Annotated in this window: 20 protein-coding genes; 13 read left to right on the top strand and 7 right to left on the bottom strand. The window is 69.5% G+C overall.

What is annotated here, in order from left to right; genetic code table 11:
- Positions 1-125: 125 nt before the first annotated feature.
- Positions 126-1,526, top strand: a complete 1,401-nt coding sequence (locus ACFZDK_RS33980; protein ID WP_390977786.1) for an amino acid permease — start codon at positions 126-128, stop codon at positions 1,524-1,526.
- A gap of 19 nt (positions 1,527-1,545) precedes the next feature.
- On the opposite strand, the gene ACFZDK_RS33975 is transcribed toward ACFZDK_RS33980, so the two are convergent.
- Complete coding sequence (locus tag ACFZDK_RS33975) at positions 1,546-1,986, bottom strand: universal stress protein (RefSeq protein ID WP_390977784.1); 441 nt, start codon at positions 1,984-1,986, stop codon at positions 1,546-1,548.
- A gap of 257 nt (positions 1,987-2,243) precedes the next feature.
- Here ACFZDK_RS33975 and ACFZDK_RS33970 point away from each other — a divergent pair, with 257 nt between their 5' ends.
- The 5 genes from ACFZDK_RS33970 to ACFZDK_RS33950 all read left to right on the top strand — a co-directional run bounded on the left by ACFZDK_RS33970 (position 2,244) and on the right by ACFZDK_RS33950 (position 6,484).
- The gene (locus ACFZDK_RS33970; RefSeq protein WP_390977782.1) at positions 2,244-3,947 is read left to right on the top strand and encodes a chloride channel protein; all 1,704 of its coding nucleotides are present in this window, start codon (positions 2,244-2,246) and stop codon (positions 3,945-3,947) included.
- A 350-nt stretch (positions 3,948-4,297) separates the two neighbouring features.
- Positions 4,298-4,456: a hypothetical protein gene (locus ACFZDK_RS33965; RefSeq protein ID WP_390977780.1), complete on the top strand. Its 159-nt coding sequence runs from the start codon at positions 4,298-4,300 to the stop codon at positions 4,454-4,456.
- 36 nt (positions 4,457-4,492) lie between these two features.
- On the top strand, positions 4,493-4,708 hold the full coding sequence (locus tag ACFZDK_RS33960; protein WP_390977778.1) for a DUF4396 domain-containing protein: 216 nt from the start codon (positions 4,493-4,495) through the stop codon (positions 4,706-4,708).
- Positions 4,709-4,862: 154 nt separating this feature from the next.
- On the top strand, positions 4,863-5,627 hold the full coding sequence (locus ACFZDK_RS33955) for a DUF4142 domain-containing protein (protein WP_390977776.1): 765 nt from the start codon (positions 4,863-4,865) through the stop codon (positions 5,625-5,627).
- Between the two features lie 116 nt (positions 5,628-5,743).
- The gene (locus ACFZDK_RS33950) at positions 5,744-6,484 is read left to right on the top strand and encodes a DUF4142 domain-containing protein (protein WP_390977774.1); all 741 of its coding nucleotides are present in this window, start codon (positions 5,744-5,746) and stop codon (positions 6,482-6,484) included.
- Here the strand turns inward: ACFZDK_RS33950 and ACFZDK_RS33945 are convergent, their stop codons facing one another.
- The 3 genes from ACFZDK_RS33945 to ACFZDK_RS33935 all read right to left on the bottom strand — a co-directional run bounded on the left by ACFZDK_RS33945 (position 6,485) and on the right by ACFZDK_RS33935 (position 9,075).
- A complete protein-coding gene (locus ACFZDK_RS33945; protein WP_390977772.1) occupies positions 6,485-7,165 on the bottom strand; it encodes a hypothetical protein in 681 nt (226 codons plus the stop codon).
- Between the two features lie 250 nt (positions 7,166-7,415).
- Positions 7,416-7,952, bottom strand: coding sequence for a MarR family transcriptional regulator (locus ACFZDK_RS33940; RefSeq protein ID WP_390977770.1), 537 nt, complete (start codon positions 7,950-7,952; stop codon positions 7,416-7,418).
- A gap of 34 nt (positions 7,953-7,986) precedes the next feature.
- Positions 7,987-9,075 carry a SpoIIE family protein phosphatase gene (locus tag ACFZDK_RS33935; protein WP_390977768.1) on the bottom strand — a complete coding sequence of 363 codons (1,089 nt, stop codon included), beginning with the start codon at positions 9,073-9,075 and terminating at the stop codon, positions 7,987-7,989.
- A gap of 170 nt (positions 9,076-9,245) precedes the next feature.
- Here ACFZDK_RS33935 and ACFZDK_RS33930 point away from each other — a divergent pair, with 170 nt between their 5' ends.
- The 5 genes from ACFZDK_RS33930 (at position 9,246) to ACFZDK_RS33910 (ending at position 13,527) form a co-directional block, all read left to right on the top strand.
- Positions 9,246-9,752 carry a nitroreductase family deazaflavin-dependent oxidoreductase gene (locus tag ACFZDK_RS33930; RefSeq protein ID WP_390977766.1) on the top strand — a complete coding sequence of 169 codons (507 nt, stop codon included), beginning with the start codon at positions 9,246-9,248 and terminating at the stop codon, positions 9,750-9,752.
- 918 nt (positions 9,753-10,670) lie between these two features.
- A complete protein-coding gene (locus ACFZDK_RS33925) occupies positions 10,671-11,315 on the top strand; it encodes a TetR family transcriptional regulator (protein ID WP_390977764.1) in 645 nt (214 codons plus the stop codon).
- 11 nt (positions 11,316-11,326) lie between these two features.
- Positions 11,327-11,986, top strand: coding sequence for an ATP-binding cassette domain-containing protein (locus tag ACFZDK_RS33920; RefSeq protein WP_390977762.1), 660 nt, complete (start codon positions 11,327-11,329; stop codon positions 11,984-11,986).
- The gene (locus tag ACFZDK_RS33915; RefSeq protein WP_390977760.1) at positions 11,973-12,773 is read left to right on the top strand and encodes a hypothetical protein; all 801 of its coding nucleotides are present in this window, start codon (positions 11,973-11,975) and stop codon (positions 12,771-12,773) included. The genes ACFZDK_RS33920 and ACFZDK_RS33915 overlap by 14 nt, the downstream gene beginning before the upstream one ends.
- 106 nt (positions 12,774-12,879) lie before the next feature.
- On the top strand, positions 12,880-13,527 hold the full coding sequence (locus ACFZDK_RS33910) for a hypothetical protein (RefSeq protein ID WP_390977758.1): 648 nt from the start codon (positions 12,880-12,882) through the stop codon (positions 13,525-13,527).
- 3 nt (positions 13,528-13,530) lie between these two features.
- On the opposite strand, the gene ACFZDK_RS33905 is transcribed toward ACFZDK_RS33910, so the two are convergent.
- Positions 13,531-14,253, bottom strand: coding sequence for an NAD(P)H-dependent oxidoreductase (locus ACFZDK_RS33905; protein ID WP_390977756.1), 723 nt, complete (start codon positions 14,251-14,253; stop codon positions 13,531-13,533).
- A gap of 649 nt (positions 14,254-14,902) precedes the next feature.
- Between ACFZDK_RS33905 and ACFZDK_RS33900 the strand changes: the two genes are divergently transcribed.
- The gene (locus ACFZDK_RS33900; protein ID WP_390977754.1) at positions 14,903-15,382 is read left to right on the top strand and encodes a TfoX/Sxy family protein; all 480 of its coding nucleotides are present in this window, start codon (positions 14,903-14,905) and stop codon (positions 15,380-15,382) included.
- Here the strand turns inward: ACFZDK_RS33900 and ACFZDK_RS33895 are convergent.
- The gene (locus ACFZDK_RS33895; protein WP_390977752.1) at positions 15,280-15,879 is read right to left on the bottom strand and encodes a TetR family transcriptional regulator C-terminal domain-containing protein; all 600 of its coding nucleotides are present in this window, start codon (positions 15,877-15,879) and stop codon (positions 15,280-15,282) included. The two genes, ACFZDK_RS33900 and ACFZDK_RS33895, sit on opposite strands and share 103 nt — an antisense overlap.
- 121 nt (positions 15,880-16,000) lie before the next feature.
- On the opposite strand from ACFZDK_RS33895, the gene ACFZDK_RS33890 reads away from it, so the two are divergent.
- Positions 16,001-16,657 (top strand): redoxin domain-containing protein, encoded by a 657-nt coding sequence (locus ACFZDK_RS33890; RefSeq protein WP_390977750.1) that lies wholly within the window; start codon positions 16,001-16,003, stop codon positions 16,655-16,657.
- Here the strand turns inward: ACFZDK_RS33890 and ACFZDK_RS33885 are convergent.
- Positions 16,654-18,606: a galactose oxidase-like domain-containing protein gene (locus tag ACFZDK_RS33885; RefSeq protein ID WP_390977747.1), complete on the bottom strand. Its 1,953-nt coding sequence runs from the start codon at positions 18,604-18,606 to the stop codon at positions 16,654-16,656. The genes ACFZDK_RS33890 and ACFZDK_RS33885 overlap by 4 nt on opposite strands.
- Between the last annotated feature and the right edge of the window lie 74 nt (positions 18,607-18,680).

The raw sequence follows: 18,680 nt of genomic DNA, 5'->3' as shown, positions 1-18,680 counted from the left end.
ATGACGGCTTTCTGACGTAGCGTCGACTGCGGTGTGCCGGGAAGTCGGGTCGGCGAAGTGTCCCTGTGAGTCGTCCGTACCAACAGCGATGAGTCGCCCGTGCGGGCATCAAGGAAGGTCTTCGCGTGACTTCGTCGAAGCCGGCTGCCGCCGTCGCAGCCGTCCCGTCCCTCGCCGTGCACGGCCGCAGCCCGCGCCGTTCCGTGCTCTTCTTCGCGTTCGCCTTCGCGGTGATCGCCGACCCGGTCTCCTCGGTGGCGTACGCGATCGAGGCCGCGCTGCGTGCCCTGCACGGCGATCTCGCTCTGCTGCTGCCGACGATGAGCCTGGTCATCGGACTGGTCGTGGTTGTCACCGCGAACTATTGGCAGCTCGTGCGGCGCTTTCCCAAGGGCGGCGGCGCGGCAGCCGCGGCCGGGCGGGCCTTCGGTCCGCGCTGGACGTTCCTGCCGATCGGCGCGCTGGTCGTCGACTTCGTGCTGACCATCGGCATCTCGATCGCGGCGGCGTCCAGCGCGGTCATCGCGCTGTTCCCGGCGCTGGCCCCGTGGCGCGTCCCGCTGGCGCTGGTCCTGCTCTTGGTGGTGGCGGGGCTGACCTGGTTCGGGCACGGCGGGCGGCTGCTGTTCGCGTTCATGACCGTGGCCTTCGTCCTCATCTGTGTGGCCGTGCTCGTCCTGGGCTTCACCTCGCCACACGCCATCGGCCACGCCGCCGCCACGGCCGACCCCGGCCGCTCCGCCGTACTCGCGGTGGTGCTGGCCTTCCCGGTCGCCATGGCGCTGGCCACCGGCATCGAGGCGCCCTCGACCGCGATCGCCCAGCTCGGCCAGCTCGACGACACCCACCGCCGGCGTTTCGGCCGCGGCACACTCGCCCTGCTGCTCGTCATCGTCGGCGGTCTGACCCTGGCCCTGACCGCGCTGGCCGTGCGCCTGCACATCGGCATCCCCGGCGCCGACTCCACCCAGATCGCCGACATCGCGCACGCCGCCGCCGGACCGGGCTGGCTCTACGGCGCCTTCCAGCTGACCAGCTCACTGCTGCTGCTCGCCGCGGCCAGCTCCTCCTTCCAGGCCGGACCCGGACTGCTCAAGGCTCTGTCCGGCACGGCGGAGCGGCCCGGTGTGCTGCCGCCGGTCCTGGGCCGGACCAACCGGCACCACACCCCGTACTGGTCCGTGGTGGTCTACCTGGCCGCAGCCGCGCTGATCATCGTCGCCGCGGCCGGTCAGGAGCAGGAGCTGGTCCTGTTCTACGCGGTCGCGGTCTTCGTCAGCTTCCTGGTCGGCCTGCTCGCCATGGCCCGCTTCGCCACCCGGGAGAACAAGACGGCGCTGGCCTGGGTCAACGGGCTGGCCGCCGCGGCCGTCGCCTTCACCCTCGCGGTGAACCTGCTGCGCGGCTGGCCGATGCTGTCCCTGGCCGCGACGCTGCTCATCGCGGCCGGCCTGTACGCGCGGTGGACACGGGCCGGGCGCCCCACGGGCATCGAGGACGTCGAGGCGCGCGCCGAAGCGGACTGACACCCGGGGAAGGGGCAGGTCAGGTCATGTCGGCACGGACGACGAGCACCGGGCAGGTGGCATGGTGCACACAGTGGTTGCTGACCGAGCCGAGAAGCATTCCAGTGAAGGCACCGTGGCCGTGGCTGCCGACCACCAACAGGTCGGCGTTCTGGGCCGCCTCGGCCAGCACCGCCGCCGGATGGCCCTCGACGACCTGAGGGGCGACGGGCACGCCGGGATGCTCCCCCAGCGTCTCCTCGACCGTTCGCCGCAGGCTCTCACGGGCCTGCTTCTCGAAGTCGGCGTCCGAGTAGTCCACCGGCATGCCATACGTGACCGGCAGCCGCCACGCCTGCACAGGGCGCAGTTCCGCACCGGTCAGCCGGGCCTGGTGGGCCGCCCAGCGCAGCGCCGCCCGGCTCGACTCCGACCCGTCGACGCCCACCACGATGAGGGATGGGGAAGCCTGACTGCTCATTGCTCACCTCTCATGACTTGCACCTCTGCCGACATTCCCGCGAGCGCGTCCCGGGCCGTTCACCGGCCCCGGTGGGGCCGGTGAACGGCCCGGGACCTGCCCCCTTGACTAGTTTTGCATAATGCAAAGATAAGGGAGCGAAATCGACGAGCGCCATACCGGCGGCAACGGACGGGAAGCACGTGCCTAGCAACGCAACAAGTGGTTTCACATCTACGCCGAGACTTCCGGGACTGCGGACCGCCCCGTGGGGCCTGATGGCGCTCGCCGTGGTGGTCGGCGCGGGCGCCGGCGTGGGATCGGTCGTCTTCCGCTGGTGCATCAAGACCTTCACGCGTCTCCTGTCCGGCCACGCCGACTACGCCGCCTCCCCCGGCGCGGGCAATCCGCACGCGCCCTGGCTCGGCCCGTACTTCGTCCTGCTCGCCCCGGTGGCCGGCGGCCTCCTCTACGGGCCGCTGGTGAACCGGTTCGCCAAGGAAGCCCGCGGCCACGGCGTACCCGAGGTGATGCTGGCGGTCGCCCAGCGCGGCGGGCGGATCAGCCCCAAGGTCGCCGTCGTCAAGACTCTGGCCTCCGCCCTGTGCATCGGGTCCGGCGGCTCGGTGGGCCGCGAGGGCCCGATCGTGCAGATCGGCTCGGCGCTCGGCTCCACCCTCGGCCGGGTCACGAAGGCGACCGAGGGCCGGATGAAGCTCCTGGTCGCCTGCGGCGCAGCAGGCGGCATCACCGCCACCTTCAACGCACCGCTCGCCGGCGTCTTCTTCGCCATGGAGCTGATCCTGGCCACCTTCAGCGCCGAAGCCTTCGGCGCCGCCGTGCTGGCCAGCGTCACCGCGAGCATCATCGGACGCGCCGCCTTCGGCAACAACGCCTTCCTGACCCTTCCCGACTTCCACGTCGACCACCTCGCCCAGTACGGCCTGTTCGCCGCGCTCGGCGTCGGCGCGGCGGTGGTGGGAGTGGGCTTCTCCCGCTTCCTGTATCTGATCGAGGACGCCTGCGACTGGCTCTGGCGCGGCCCGGAGTGGTTGCGCCCGGCGGTCGGCGGCCTCGCACTCGGGCTGGTGCTACTGGCCCTGCCGGAGATGTACGGGGTCGGCTACCCCGTGCTGCAGAAGGCGACCGAGGACCACTATGCGGTCGGCTTCCTGCTCCTGCTCCTGGTGGGCAAGATGCTGGCCACCAGCCTGACCATCGGCATCGGCGGCTCGGGCGGCGTCTTCGCCCCCAGCCTGTTCATCGGCGCGATGCTCGGCTCGGCGTACGGCATCGGCGTCCACCATCTGCTGCCCGGTTCGGTCGGCGCGGTGGGCGCGTACGCGCTGGTCGGGATGGGCGCCGTCTTCGCCGGCGCGGCACGGGCACCGATCACCGCCGTGGTCATCCTCTTCGAGCTCACTGGCGAGTACTCGATCATCCTGCCGCTGATGCTGGCGATCGTGCTGGCCACCGCCACCAGCCGCCTGCTGACCCACGACACGATCTACACCCTCAAGCTGCGCCGGCGCGGCATCGACCTCGAAGGTCCCGCCCCCGGCGCCCGCATCGGCACCCAGCACGTCAGCGCCGTCATGGAGCCCCTGCCCTCCCCGCTGGCCACGTCCACGACCCTCGCGGACGCCGCCGACCTGCTGAGCCTGTCCGGCCACGGCGCCCTCCCGGTGGTCGACGACGGCGGGGACTACGCCGGTGTCGTCACCGCGCAGGCGGTGGCCGAGGCGCTCGCGGAACAGCCGGAGGACGCTCCGACGCGGGTCGGGCAACTCGCCGAGACGCCCGCGCCCGTCCTCGCCGACCAGCCCCTCGCCAGGGCCCTGCACGCCCTGCTGTCGGCCGCTGGAACCGGCGTACCGGTCCTGGACGCGGAGCACGGCAAGCCGATCGGCTGGCTCAGCCACCAGAGCGCCCTGCGGGCAGTGCACACAGCTCCCCTGACGAAAGCGGCGGGCGGCTCATGAAAGCCCTATTTTGCACTGTGCAAGACTGGGTACCGGGGGCTGTACACCCGGATCGCCCGAAAGGGGAGTGGACCATGCACACAGAGCACGTCCAGCGCTCCTACTCGTTCGCGTGCCTCGACTGCGGCACGGCTGGGAAGACACGTACGACATCGACGCGACCGTGGACGAGCACGAGAGGATCACCGCGACGTACCATCTCGGCGCCAGTCGCGTACCGTCGCCACTGCAGTCACCCCACTGTCCCGCCTGCGAGAGCCGCAAGATACGCATCATGCGACCGGGGCGGGTCGCGACGGCGCGCCTGCATGAGAGGTGATGGCCACGGAGCCGCACCTCAAGCCTCCGGCATGGCTGGAGGCTCTGGGCCGGGCCACTCCGACCATGGCGGTATCAGCGCCCTGACGATCGCGGCGGACATGCCGCTGCGCGGTTACCCGCAGCGCATGTGGATCATGCATGTGGTGTATCCGGTCACAGCTCTGCAGTGGGATCCGTCCGCCCTGTAGTTCCACGTCCGCCGCGGTCAGCGTACGTTCCGGCCGGTGATCGAGCGGGAAGGCGAGCCGGATCCGGAGAAGCCGCCGGGCTGGCTCTCCTCCGCCAAGGCCATCAGCCACTGCGGTGCCGGATGTGCGCTCGGCGACATCGCGGGCGAGTGGCCGGTGCGGGCGACCGGCATGGAGATCACCGACAAGCGCTTGTGCGCCGACTTCCTGATGAACCTCGCCGATTTCGACCAGCGCCCCATCGCCCTGTGACGTCGTCCGCCGCACCGACGGATCACCTCCACTGCGAGTCGGCAACCCCGAGAACACAACTTGGCATAGTGCAAGCTTTACCTGAAGCAAGGATTCTCTTTCCCTTGCCGGCTCGTACCTGCCGACGTACCCGCCGTCCGCACCAGGAGGCACGATGCCCCTCTCGCGCAACACGATCGGAACCGTCTTCGTCGGCGGCGCGCTGAGCGTCACGCTCGCCGCCCTGGCCTACCCGAGCATGCTCGGCGTCCAGAACGCGTCCACGAACCAGGCGCGCGTGATCGCCAGCACCCAATGGGGGCCGCTCACCGAGGCCGACCGCAACTTCGTGGTCTTCGTGCGCTCCGCCGGGCTGTGGGAGGGCCCCTCCGGGGACCTGGCCATGAAGAAGGGGACGACCGCGGCCGTACGCGAGGCCGGCCGGCACCTGGTCATCGGGCACGCCGCGCTCGACGCCAACTGCCGCAGGATCGCACCCGAGCTGAACATCACCATCCCCAACCAGCCCACGCCACAGCAGCAGGGTTTCCTGGACACGTTCAAGTCCGACACCGGCAAGCAGTTCGACACCGACTTCGCCAACATCCTGCGCGTCACCCACGGCTCGATCTTCAACACCATCGCCAAGATCCGCTCCACCACCAAGAACACCCTGGTGCGCGCGCTCGCCGACCAGGCCAACGACGTGGTCCTGGACCACATCACGCAGATGGAGAACACCGGGCTGGTCAACTTCGACCAGGTCAACTTCCAGGAGACGACCCCGCCGAAACTCCCCTCCAGCCAGGTCACACCACCGGTGCCGCAGCCGGGGGCACCCATGGTCACCCTCACCGTGCCCCCCGGACTGCCGACCGAGGGAGTACCGACGGGCCCGGCCGCGACAGCCGCGCCGTCCCCCTCCCCCACGACAGGATGACCTCACTATGTGACGCAAAAAACAGAGCGGAATGCAAACTTTACTCAGAGCAATGATCGATGCGTCCCGCCCCTCCGTACCCCCTGGCGTACCAGCCGCTCACGCCTGGAGGCCGCATGCCCATCTCCCGCAACATGGTCGGATCCGTTGTCGTGGTCGGCGCACTCGGCCTGACCCTCTCCGCACTCGCCTACCCCGCCATGCTCGGTGTGCAGACCGTCTCCAGCGATCCGAACCGGGTCATCGCCAGCACGCAGTACGGCCCGCTCACGGAGGGCGACCGCGACTTCGTCGTCAAGGTGCGCTCCGCCGGACTGTGGGAGTACCCGCTGGGCGAGCTGGCGCTCCAGAAGGGCTCCACCCTGGAGATGCGGGAGGCCGGCAAGCACCTGATCGTGGGGCACGCCGGTCTCGACGAACTGTGCCGCAAGATCGCCCCCGAGCTGAACATCACCCTGCCCAACCAGGCCACCCCGCAACAGCAGCAGTTCGTGCAGACCTCGGCGGCCCAGTCCGGCACGCAGTTCGACACCACCGCCGCCAACATCATGCGCGTGACCCACGGCCAGATCTTCCCGACCATCGCCAAGATCCGCGCCAGCACCAAGAACACACTCGTGCGTCAGCTCGCCGACCTGGCCAACGACACGGTCCTCGACCACATCACCGTGCTGGAGAAGACCGGCGTCGTGAACTTCGACCAGGTCAACTTCCAGCAGACCACCCCGCCCAAGCTCCCCAAGGAGCAGCTCACGCCACCCGCAGCCCAGCCGGGCGCCCCGATCGTCGTCCTCACCGCCCGCCCCGACCTGGCCATCAACACCGCCTCCCCGATGCCCAGTCCGTCGGCCGGCTGATCAGCGGTGGTCGGGCTGACCAGTGCCGAACGGGATCACGGTCTGTCCGGGGCGGGAGAGCCGGTAGGAGCGGACGACGGCGAGCAGAGCCCCTGCTATGAGGGCTGCGGCCCAGGGGGCCAGGTCGCGCAGTGGTCCCGACACACGCGCCCCCGCCTGTGCACCGCGCGGGGGCACCCGCCCCTCGGGATCCGACACGACGGCGAGCGCGTCTCCGGGCCGGGTCGCTTCTCCGCAGCCACGCCAGATGCGGACCTTTAGCGGGACGCCGTCGGTGTCCGCCACCGAGCACAGGTAGCGGGCAGTCCCGCCGTCCGCCGCCCGGCCGTCCTCGACCGACGTCACCACCACGGACTGCACCTGCCCCCGTGCGGCCAGCACCATCCCGGTGGCTGCCTGCGGGGCCTGCAGCGCGAGGCACATACCGAGCAGCGCGGCGATGCCGATCAGCGCTCGCCCGGCCCCCACGAAGGACAAATACACGGCCAGCGCCCCCGCGCACACCAGGCCCGCCTCGCCGTCGGCCAGCGAGGGCCGACCCGTCCAGGCACCGAAGAGTGCCGTACCGACGATCCCCCCGGCACCGAGGACCCCCGCCAGGAGCCCCTCCGCCACGAGCCACCAGGGCGGCCGCCCGACGAACTCCGCCGGGCCCCACACTGAGGTGCGCAAGTACGCCATCAGGTGACGTTCGGACGGGGACAAGTGATGACGCCTCCGGCGCACGCGTGTCACACCCCGGCACCCTTCCCGTCCATGGCGACCGCTGACGCCACCGCCCGCAGACACACTTCGCGAGCGGCACCCGCACGCCGCAGCACTGCCGGAGCACGGCAGTGCAGCCGACGTTCGCAATTCCCTTGCATTATGCAAAATCTTTCGGACTCAGAAAAGAGCCGTCCGGGAATCGTGACAACGGCCGGGAGAAGCGTCAGGTGTCGTGCGCCATGACGCCGTCGACGACCCAGCCGAGCGGATGGGGTTCCTGATCGTCCAGGGCGGGAGCGGGAGGCTCGCCTCCCGCCTTGTTGAATGCGCCCAGGGCCTCGACCAGCGCCAGGCGCTGGATCGGGGAAAGCCGCTCGACGATGGCGGCGATCTCAGTACGGCGCCGGGCCGTGACGTCCTCGACGGTGCGCTGGCCTTCCTCGGTGAGCTGCAGCAGGGTCTCGCGGCGGTTGCCCGGGTTGGTCTGCCGGTCGGCGAGGCCAGTCGCGATGAGCCGGTCGACCATCCGCATCGCCGTGGACGGCGCCACCTGGAGCAGATCGGCCAGCGTCACCAGTTTGGTGGCGCCGCGGGTGGACAGCACGACCAGCATCCGGAACTGCGGGAGGGTTACCCGTTCCTCGACCTCGGCAAGCGAGCGGGCGGAGACCGCCACCAGCAGGCGGGACGCGGTCAGCACCGCACGGGTGACCGCGTCGACGTCGTCCATGGCCCCCGCGGGGTTCTCACGCTCCAGCATGTGTCCTTTCTACCCTGCCGAAGGCGGTGCCCCCTCACCCGATGGGAACAGATTTTCCTTCCCCATGACCGTGGTACCGCAGCAGCAGCATGGCGGCGTCGTCATGGAGCGGCCCTGCGACGTGGCGCACGAGGTCCTCGCGCAGTGCCTCCAGGGCGCGGCCGGCGTCGGGTTCCTTGAGCAGGTCCGCTCTCTCGCCGAGGGGGTAGAAAGTGCCGTCCGCGTCCCGGGCCTCGGTGACCCCGTCGGTGTACAGCAGCAGCTGCTCGCCGGGGGCGAAGTCCACCCGATAGGGCGTGGGTCCTTCGCTGCCGTGAGCACCCAGTCCCAGGGGGAGGGCGTACGCGGGTGGCTGCGGAAAGTCGACGTCACCGTCGCGGCGGACGACCATCGGGGCCGGGTGACCGTAGTTGAGGAAGACGACCCCATGGTCCGAACCGATCTCGGCGAGGACGGCGGTGACGAACTTCTCCCCCTCCAGCTCCCGGGCCACGCTGCGCTCCAGCCGCTCGCCCAGCCCGACCAGGTCGGGTTCGTCGTGGGCCGCCTCCCGGAAGGCGCCGAGGACCACGGCGGCCGTCTCCACCGCGGCCAGCCCCTTGCCCTGCACATCGCCCACGATCACCCTGATGCCGTGCGGTGACGCCACCATCTCGTACAGGTCACCGCCGATCCGCGCCTCGGCGACCGCCGACGTGTACGACACCGCGGCCTGCAGCGGGCCCGCGGTGCGTGGCACCGGCCGCAGCAACACCCGTTGCGCCACCTCCGCGATCGAACGGACACTGGCCAGCTCCGCCTCCCTGCGCGAGCGTGTCACCGCGGCCGCGATGCCCACGCCGGTGACCCCCGCCACCGACGCCATCGCCGTGAAACCCCGCCGCTCCTCGAACAGCCCGTCGTACATCCCCAGTGCCACGCACACGAGCAGCGCCACCGCACCCATCAGCGCCGTACGCCGCCATCCACCGACCAGCCCGGAGAACGCCGGCCCGAGCGAGACCAGCGGCAGGAGTCCCACCCCCGGCCCGGCGACGACATCAGCCCCGGCCACCACGGCCATCGCCGCCACCGGCATCCAGGACAGCACCGCAGAACCCTGCGTCGGCTTCTGCCCGGTCATGCATCCTCCAGAAGAAGTTCCAGCGCATGAGAGCCGTCTGATCACTTTTGGCACAGACACCCCTCCCCGGATTTAGACTATGCAAAGGTTCCTGTGAGGAAGGGACTCTCGGTCCAGGCCTTTACCCAACAGAGGCCGAGAGCCGACATGTCCGACGTCGGAAGGCGAAGATGCCCCACAGACACACTCCACCGGAATGGCCTCGACTCCCCACCGGATGGCGGCGGTTCCTCGCCCGCATGCCGATCTCCCTCTTCCGCTGCGGACTGGGATGGGTCTTCGGCGGTCGGTTGCTCCTGCTGCATCACACGGGCCGTGTCACCGGACGCGACCACCGCGTGGTGCTCGAAGTGGTGGAGTACGCGCCGGACGACGGCAGTTGGACCGTCGCGTCCGGCTTCGGCCCGAAGGCGGCCTGGTACCGCAATCTGCGCGCGGAGCCGAAGACCCTGATCGAGGTGGGCACCCGCCGTCACGCCGTCACGGCCCGCTTCCCCACACCGGACGAAGGCGCCGAGATCATGGCCCGCTACGCCCGGCGACACCCACGCACCGCACGCCGCCTGTGCGCGTTCATGGGATTGCCGTCCAACGGCACCGACTCCGGATTCCGGGAGGCAGGCCGGGCCATCCCCTTCGTACGCCTGGACGCCGGCCCGGGAACCCGGCTGCCGTGAAGGCCAGGCACTACGAGGGTTCAACTCCAGACCAAGACCACCCCAAAGCTCTGGCGATCAGATTTTGCACTGTGCAAAACTTGCACTCGGGGGGCCGAGTCGGCGGTCGGTGTCGCCCAGCGCCCAGGAGTGATCGGCACACTGTCCGAAGTGGGGGCGACATGCCGACCGCCGACAGGTCTCCCACCACCCGGTTCCCGGAGACGCGTGCCCTCCGTACCCACTCCGCCTATCCGCACGGTCCGCCGCGGTCCGCAGAATGGACCCGGCCGAGGAGAGCCGAGAAGGAGGGGGAGCGTGGTCGCTGAAGACCCGGGTCGGGGCGGAACTCCGGACGACGGGGGCGGCGTTCCGCCCGTCCCTGACACCGTATGGCGGAGGTTCCTCGGCGATACCGAACAGGCCATCCGGGCCTCCGCACCCAGGGAACTCTCCGCACGGGAGCGGGCAGCCGGGAGCCGCCCCGATCCGGCGGACTCACACGGCGCGCGGCAGGAGCGGCAAGGGGGCGCACCCGTCGAACCCCGGTCGGCATCTTTCGATGCGGTGGGTGAGGTGTGGCAGCCGGAGGAACGGCGGCCCTGCCCGGCATGGCGGGACATGGACGGCCCGGCCCGGTGGCGACGGGCGGGCCGCGTCCTCGCGACGGTCGCCGCGGTGCTCGTGGCCGCCGGGGCCCTTACCCAAGCGCCCAGCCGTTCAGATGCCCCGGGCGGCACGCCCACAGGTGTCACCTCACAGCAGTCCGGAGAGGTGGTGTCGGACGGCGTGCCCACCTCGACCGCCCCGCCGCCCGCTCCGGCCTACGCGGGCACGCCCCCGCCGAGGCCCCGTACGGGGTGATGCGCGCCAAAGGCACAAGGCGTGCCGCCCCCGCACCCCTGGACAGCGATTGAACGATCGTTTAGTATTCTGCACATGCGTTCAATCCGCGACGACCGGACCACCCGCGCGGTCATCCGTGACGAGGCCCTGCGCCTGTTCGCCGCAAGCGGTGCGGAGGCGGTGACGATGCGGCAGATCGCCGCTGCCGCCGGCGTGTCGCCAGGGCTGGTCATGCACCACTTCGGGTCGAAGGAGGGCCTGCGCCAGGAGGTCGACCAGTACGTCCTGGACGTCTTCGAGGCGATGCTCGGTGAGTTGACAGGGGACGGCGGGGCGCAGCTGCTCGATCCCGGGGCCGGGCCGAGTTCGCTGAGCGAGGTGTTCGCGCGGCACCTGCCCGACGACTCACCGCTGCCCAGCTACCTGCGCCGGCTCCTGCTGTCTGACACGGACGCCGCACGCCTGCTGTTCCGGCGTCTGTACGAACTGAGCAGGGCCGCGCTGGACGGCCTGGCGGCAGCGGGACTGGCCGCCCCCGGAAGGGATCCGGCGGTGCGCGCAGCCCTGCTCCTCGCCAACGACCTGGCTCTGTTCCTGCTGCGCGACCGCCTGGCCGAAGTCCTCGGCACGGACCCGCTGTCGGTCGACGGGATGACCCGCTGGGCCCCGGAGATGCTCAGTATCTACGCGGGCGGACTGAACGCGGTACCACCGGAACCGCAAGGAGACGCACCCTAGGGAGGCGGCGCATGGCGCCCGGCTCAACACCCGCACCATCACACGTACTTCAGGCCCACAACATCCACAAGTCCTACGGCAAGCATCCCGTCCTGCGCGGCGCCGACCTCACCGTCGCCCCCGGGCAACTCGTCGCCGTCGTGGGCGAGAACGGCGCGGGCAAGTCGACGCTGCTGAAGATCCTGGCCGGCACTCTGCCCGTGGACCACGGCGAGATCGTTCTGTCCGGCACCCTTGGCTACTGCCCGCAGGACCCCGTCCTGAACGCGAGCCTCACTGTCGAACAGCACTTGCGCTACTTCGCCGCCGCCCACCGCCTGCCCGATCTGGACCGCGGCCGTGAACTCGTCCGCCTCCTCGGCTACGACCAGTACGAAGCGTCCCTCGCCGGCGAACTGTCCGGCGGCACAAGGCAGAAGCTCAACCTCACCCTGGCCCTGCTGCACGACCCGGACGTCCTCCTCCTCGACGAGCCCTACCAGGGCTTCGACTGGGAGACCTACCTGCGGTTCTGGAACCTGGTCGAGGACCTGCGCGCCCGTGGAAAGGCCATCGTGGTCATCACCCATCTCGTGTTCGAACAGGACCGCTTCGACCTGCTGGCCGATCTGACCGACGGCCGGCTCACCCCGCGTACGACGTCGAGGGAGGACCACCATGTCGGTGCCTGACGCACTGCGACTGCGGCCGCTGTACGGCCAGTTCCCCACCGCCCTGCGCTTCTGCGTGCGCGACCAGACCCGCAACCGGCTCGCCGCACTGCTGCTCGTCCTCTTCGTACCCGCCTGGTACCTGATGATGGCCGCCTTGGCCGGACACACGCCGCTGGACTTCAAGCTCTACGCCACCGGCCGGGTCCTGCACGTCGACGGCGGCCACCTGACCCTGATCTCCGCCGGCCTCAACTCTGTCACGATGATCGCCGGGTTCGTCGTCTTCGACGCCGTCCGCAAGGCCCTCGCCTTCGACCGGCGCCTGGTGTTCGCCGGATACCGGCAGAGCACGCTCATCGGCGCCAAGTCCCTGGCCGTCGCCCTGGTCGCGGGGGCGATCGCGCTCTACACTGCGCTCGCGATGCTTCCCTTCTGGCGTCCGGATCCCGGCGGCTGGTTCGCCGTGCTCACCGGCTTCAGCGCCATCTCACTCACCTACGGCGCGCTCGGCCTGTTCCTCGGCGTCCTGGTCAAGCACGACCTGGAAGGCTTCTTCCTGATCATCATGGGCGGGCTGATGGACACCTTTCTGCAGAACCCGCTGGGCAACCCGCTCGCCAACAAGCCCGTCCTGGAATGGTTTCCCTCCTTCGGGCCCATGCAGTTCGCCGTCGGCGGCTCCTTCGGGAACACCGCACTGTGGGGCCACCTCGCGCTCGGCCTGAGCTGGGCGGCCGGGTTTGCCGCGATCGGGCTGGTGATCTTCCGGATCAGGACCCGCAACCGCACGCGCACCGGTGACTGAAGGCCGTCGTACTCCCGCCGCAGTAGTCCTCCACTCCCCTCGGAGTAACCCCAACCCGCTCCGTCCGTACGACGACCGCGAGGACCCGCCGATCGAGCATGAAGGCATGATTCTCATCGAGGTCTTCGCACCCGCGGGCGTTCTCGACCCGGCACGACACCAAGAAGTCGGCAAGCGGCTCATCGACGCGCTCATGGGTACCGAGGACGCCCATGCCGAAGCCGTCATGGACTCCGCACGCGCCCTCACCCAGGTACTCATCCACGAACCCGCCGCCTGGATCACCGGCGACCGTCCCCCCGTCGATCCCGCCGACTCGCCCCGCTACCTGATCCGGGTCAGCGCCCCGGCCGCCTGGCGCAAGGAGATGAGCGCCCACGCCATCGACCGCCTCACCCAGGCCCTCGCCGACACCGAGGCGGAGGCCGGCCGCGACCCCGACCGGCTCCGCGACCAGCCGCACGCCCTGATCCACGTCGTCGGCATCCCCGAAGGCAGCCTCGGCATGTGCGGCCGCACCATGGGCAGCCTCGACCTCATCCAGCACATGACCGCCCCGCACCGCGGCGCCATCGCGAATAGCCCCACCGACGAACTGCCGCCCGGCACCGTCATCGACCCCGTGTGCGGGATGACCGTGGACCTCAACTCCACCGATCTCACTCTTGAGGTGGAGGACACCGTCGACGGCTTCTGCAACGGCCAGTGCCGACGCATCTTCGCCGACGAGCACGGCGTACCGCTGACCGCTTAGAACTCAGCGATAGTCCGGGTTCGGCGCATCGGAGCGGCAGCCCGCATCCCACTCCGAGCGCTGGTTGCCGTGGGCGGGGATGCCCTTGGCCCGCTTGAGCATGGCCGCCAGGTGCATCAGGTTCCACGTCATGAAGGCGGTGTTGCGGTTGGTGAAGTCATTCTCCGCCCCACCCGAGCCGGGGTCGAGGTACGACGGGCCCGGGCCCGCCGGTCCGATCCAGCCGGCGTCGGCCTGCGGCGGGATCGTGTAGCCAAGGTGCTGGAGGCTGTAGAGGATGTTCATCGCGCAGTGCTTGACGCCGTCCTCGTTGCCGGTGATCAGGCAGCCGCCGACGCGGCCGTAATAGGCGTACTGCCCCTCGGAGTTGAGCAGGCCGGAGCCGCCGTAGAGCCGCTCGATCACCTTCTTGGTGACCGAGCTGTTGTCGCCCAGCCAGATCGGCCCGGCCAACACCAGGATGTCCGCGGCCATCACCTGCTCGTACAGTGCCGGCCACTCGTCCGTCGAGAAGCCGTGCTCGGTCATGTCCGGGTAGACACCGGTGGCGAGGTCGTGGTCGACCGCGCGGATCTCGGATGTCGTGACCCCACGCGACATCATGATCTCCGCGCTCTTGTCGATCAGTCCCTGGGTGTGGCTCTGCTGCGGCGACGGCTTGAGTGTGCAGTTGATGAAAAGAGCGGTGAGGTCGTCGAAGCGGTAGCTGTCGTCGGTGGCGTTCACGGCGGCTCCTTGTGCGCGAGGCGGCGTCTTGTCCCGGGAGGAACGGATCCAGCCGCAGCTTCTCGCGTGGATCTCCGTTTGTCGCGCTTTGTCCGCCATCCGTCATCGTTCCGACCGATGTCGTGCGCACGGGGACGTCGGCTGGGATCCCGGCCCCGTGGCAATCGCCGTGACGGCGCGGCGCGCGATCCCGCTGCCGCCCGGGCAGGTGGCGGCGTACGCCATGGACTGGCGTCACGACACCTGGTGGCACCTCCCATGCCCGTTCAGGGCTATGGGGGAAGACCCAAGGCATCCGGCAGGCGGAGGTGACCAGGGAAGCGGACGGCGGCGGGTTCGGAGTGGGCGCCGAGGGGACCCGTACGGCGTACTTCCCCGGCAAGGCGCATCGACTACGTCCTGCGGGTGACCGCACACGAGCCACCACGACTGCTGGACATGATCGCCACGGCCGCCCCCATGCCCCTGCACGTCACCTACACCTTCGAGACCCACCCACGCGGCACCCTGGCCGGCGTCCGGGTGCGCGGCGGCCCTGGCGGTCTCCTCCGCCTGGCGGCACCGCTGATGCCGGCCAGGTCCGGTCCAGTCTCGGCAAGGACCTGCGTGACCTCGAACGCCGGCTCACCGGCCTGGAAGGCGGCACGTGATGGCGTACGACGAAGGGCTGACCGAGCGCATCCGGCAGCGCTTGGGGGCGGATCCCGACATCGCAGAGAAGCGGATGTTCGGGGGCATCGCGTTCCTCCACCACGGCAACATGGCCGTCGGGGTGAGCGGCGACGACCTCATGGTCCGGGTCGGCCCCGAGGCCACCGACGAGGCGCTTGCCCGGCCCGGTGCGCGGATCTTCGACATGGCGGGCCGCCCGATGCGTGGGTGGGTCGTGGTCACGGGCTCCGCAGTCGCGGAGGACGAGGCGCTCGGAGAGTGGATCGACGAGGGCACGCGTTCGCGGCGAGCCTGCCGCCCAAGTGAGGATCGGGTCGCGGCGTCGCCGGGGAGCATCGCTCGACCGGTCCCTTGTCACGCTGCGATTCGGCCGCCGAAGGCGTGCAGCGCGGCGTCCACCGTCGCGTGCAGTGATTCGGCGTCGGCCCCCGCGCGGGAGCGCAGGTTCACGCCGTAGGCGAGCAGCGCCAGCAGTTCGGCGGCGGCGTCCGGTTCGGTTCCGGCAGCGAGTTGTCCTCGCTGCTGAGCCGTGACGAGTGCTGTGCGCAGTGCCTCCCTCAGTTCCCGGTGGTGCCGGTCGAGAAGGGCTCGGACCTCGGGATCGCGGTTCTCGGCTCCGGCATGCGCATTGGAGACCATGCATCCCCAGCGAGCGTGCTCGCCCGAGCAGCGCGCCTTGATCAGCCCGGCGAAGAATTCCGCGACGGCCGGCAGCCCTCGGCCGTCTTCGGCGAGGCGGCGGAAGGCGGGCCGAGACCGGCTCTCCAGGTAGCGGCGCAGCGTGGCGCGGTAGAGCTCCTGCTTGCCGCCGAACGTGGCGTACAGGCTGGAGCGGTTGACCCCGGTCGCCGTGACGACGTCCTGGATCCCCGTGGAGGCCACCCCCTGGCGCCAGAACAGCCGGACCACGGACTCCAGGACCGTGTCCGGGTCGAAGTGCTTGATGTCCGGCATGCCGTTACCACCCTCCCCGCTCCGCCATCTTGAAACGAGGGTTCCAGGATAAGCTCACGCCCGCTATCTTGGAACGGTCGTTCCGAGTTGATCGATTCACACTTCAGGAGGGACCGTCCTCATGACCCTGAACGCCGAGCTGCGCGCCTTCTACGAAGCGCGGCAGCAGCAGATCCCCGCCGAGATCCGGGAGATCATGCGCCGGGCCGGGCAGGAGCTCGCCGACTCCGGTCAGGCCGACCGCGCCCTGACCGTCGGCGACCCGGCTCCGCGCTTCCGATTGCCTTCCGCCACCGGAGAGTTCGTGGCGCTGGACGACCTGGTCGCTCGCGGCCCCGTTGTGCTGGCCTTCTACCGCGGCGCCTGGTGCCCGTACTGCAACATCGCCCTGCGCTCCCTCCAGCAGCACCACGACGCCATCACCGCGCGCGGGGCTCACCTGGTGGCCGTCTCCCCGCAGATCCCCGACGAGTCCCTCACCCTGACGGAGAAGCACCAACTCGCCTTCGACGTGCTGAGCGACGTCGGCTCCGACACCGCCCAGCAGTACGGCCTCGCCTTCGACCTCCCCGACGACCTCGCCGCCGTCTACGACAAGCTCGGCTTCGACCTCCAGCACGTCAACGACGGTCACCCACGCACCCTGCCCATGCCCGCCACCTACGTCATCGACCGCGACGGCACCATCCGCTGGGCTTTCGTCCACACCGACTACACCCTGCGCGCCGAACCCGCCGACATCCTCGCCGCGTTGGATGTCTCCGGCACGACCCGCTAGGGAACGCGCACCCACAGCGCCTTGGACGGTGTGCCCTGGTCGTCGGTGACGAAGAGCATGTACCAGCCGGCCGGGACGAGGTCGCGGTTGTTCGGGACGGTGACCTGGATGCCCTTGCCGTCCTTCGTCTTCTTGAAGTCGAGTGCGATGGAGCGCTGTTCGACGTCGGTGACGTGGGTGGTGGAGCTGGGGTGGATCAGCCGCGCGGTCTTGATGACCGAGGCGTACTTGGTGGCGAAGGTCGCGGTCGCGCCGAGCTTGACCGTGCTGGGGCCGCTCGTGAGTGAGGGCCGCGAGTCCCGGTACAGGTAGGGCGGGGTGTAGATCTCAAGGCGCTGTTCGAAGACCCCGGGCTTGGACTTGGCCTTGTCGGCGAAGAGCGAGTCGCGGCCGAAGGTGATGACCCGACCGTCGGGCAGCAGGATGGAGCCGGAGTGGTAGTTGCGGCCCACCTCGGGGTCGGCGACGCGGCGCATCCTGCCGGTCCTGGCGTCGTAGATGCGGGCCTGGTGGACGTTCTCGGAGGCGGGGCCCCGGTAGTCCTGGGAGCCGCCGGTGATCAGGACGGTGTCGTCGGGCAGGATCGACAGTTCCGGGTAGCGGGTGCTTTCCTCCAGTTGGGGTCCGTCCGTGAAGTGCGGGCTGGCCGCCTTGAGGTCGATGACCCGGGTCTTCTTCGACGACTTGGGCGACTCGCCGATGCCTCCGCCGCCGACCACCATGAACTTCTCGTCCTGAGCGGGCGGCAGCATCACCGTGCCCGAGGTCTCCATCAGGTTCGCGTCGTCCAGGCCGGGCAGCTTGGTGAACTTGTTGGTGTCGAACTGCCAGATGCCGGGCGTGCGGCCGACGTTGCTGGGTCCGTAGCCGGCGTTCGAGCCGGAGTAGAAGAAGGTGCCGTCGGGCAGTTGGAAGACGGCCGGGTAGGTGGGGAACTGGCGGATCTTGCCGCTGTAGTGCCAGGTCTTGGTCTTCGGGTCGTAGATCTCGCTCTTGCCCGGCACCACCTGGCCGATGTCGTCCAGGCCGGACAGCGCCAGCACCCGGCCGTCCCCGAGCCGGGTCAGGGTCGGGTACCAGCGCGCCTCGTTCATCGGGGCGACCTTGGTGAACTTCTCGGTGTACGGGTTGAACTCGTACGCCTGCCGGATCCCCTGGAAGTCCTTCTTGTCCAGGCCGAGTTTGTTGGCGATGCCGTACACGTTGTGGGTGTCGGAGCCGGTCAGGCCCTGGATGCGGTAGTTCTCCTGGGCGCCGGTCTCGTACTTGGCGCCCTTCTTCTGTGCTTCGACGTAGATCCGGCCGACACTCGCCTCGGTGCGCAGGAACCTGCCGGTCTTCTTGTCGAAGATCTTCTTCGCCGGTTTGACAGTGACTGGGTCTTTGGAGACGAAGGTCTTGCCGTTTTCCTTGCCGGTGAAGCGGGTGCCGGCGGGTAGGGTGATCGGCTTGTCCGGGTTCTCGTTGTGGACGACCATCAGTCCACCCGCCTTGGTGACGTCACCCTTGAGCTTCTCGTAGCGCTTGGCACCACCCGCGAACAACAGGTTGCCGTTGGCCAGATGGATGTGGCCGGTGCAGAACAGGTCGGCCGGGGTCTTGATCTCGTCGTACGTGTTCTTGACGGGATCCCAGACCACCGAGCGGAAGTTCTTCGCGTCGAAGTTGTCGAGGTTGTTGCCGGAACCGGCGACCAGCAGCACCTTGCCGGTCTGCAGCAGCGCCCCGTGGATGGTGTTCTGCCGGAACTCCTTCGGCACGTCCACCAGGTCCCAGTGGCCGTTCTCGGCCTTGTACTCCGGTCTGTTGATCTTGTACGTGTGGTACTTCTCGCTCCCGAAGCGGTACAGCCACGGCCCGTTCAGCCCGGCCAGTGCCAGCACCACCACGGTGCCGACAGCGAGACGGCGGGCGCGATGGCGCGCGCCGAATTCACGTGCGGAACTCATACCCACATCCCCCCGGAATGGGTGCAGCAGCGATCAACGACCACCCAGAGTGGCGGCCGCGCGACAAAGCGCCA

The organism is Streptomyces sp. NPDC007901 (genome assembly GCF_042959465.1).
In the GTDB taxonomy this organism is placed as follows: Bacteria; Actinomycetota; Actinomycetes; order Streptomycetales; family Streptomycetaceae; genus Streptomyces.
Note: the sequence above shows the minus strand (reverse complement) of the source record. Positions and strands in the feature narration are given on the sequence as shown.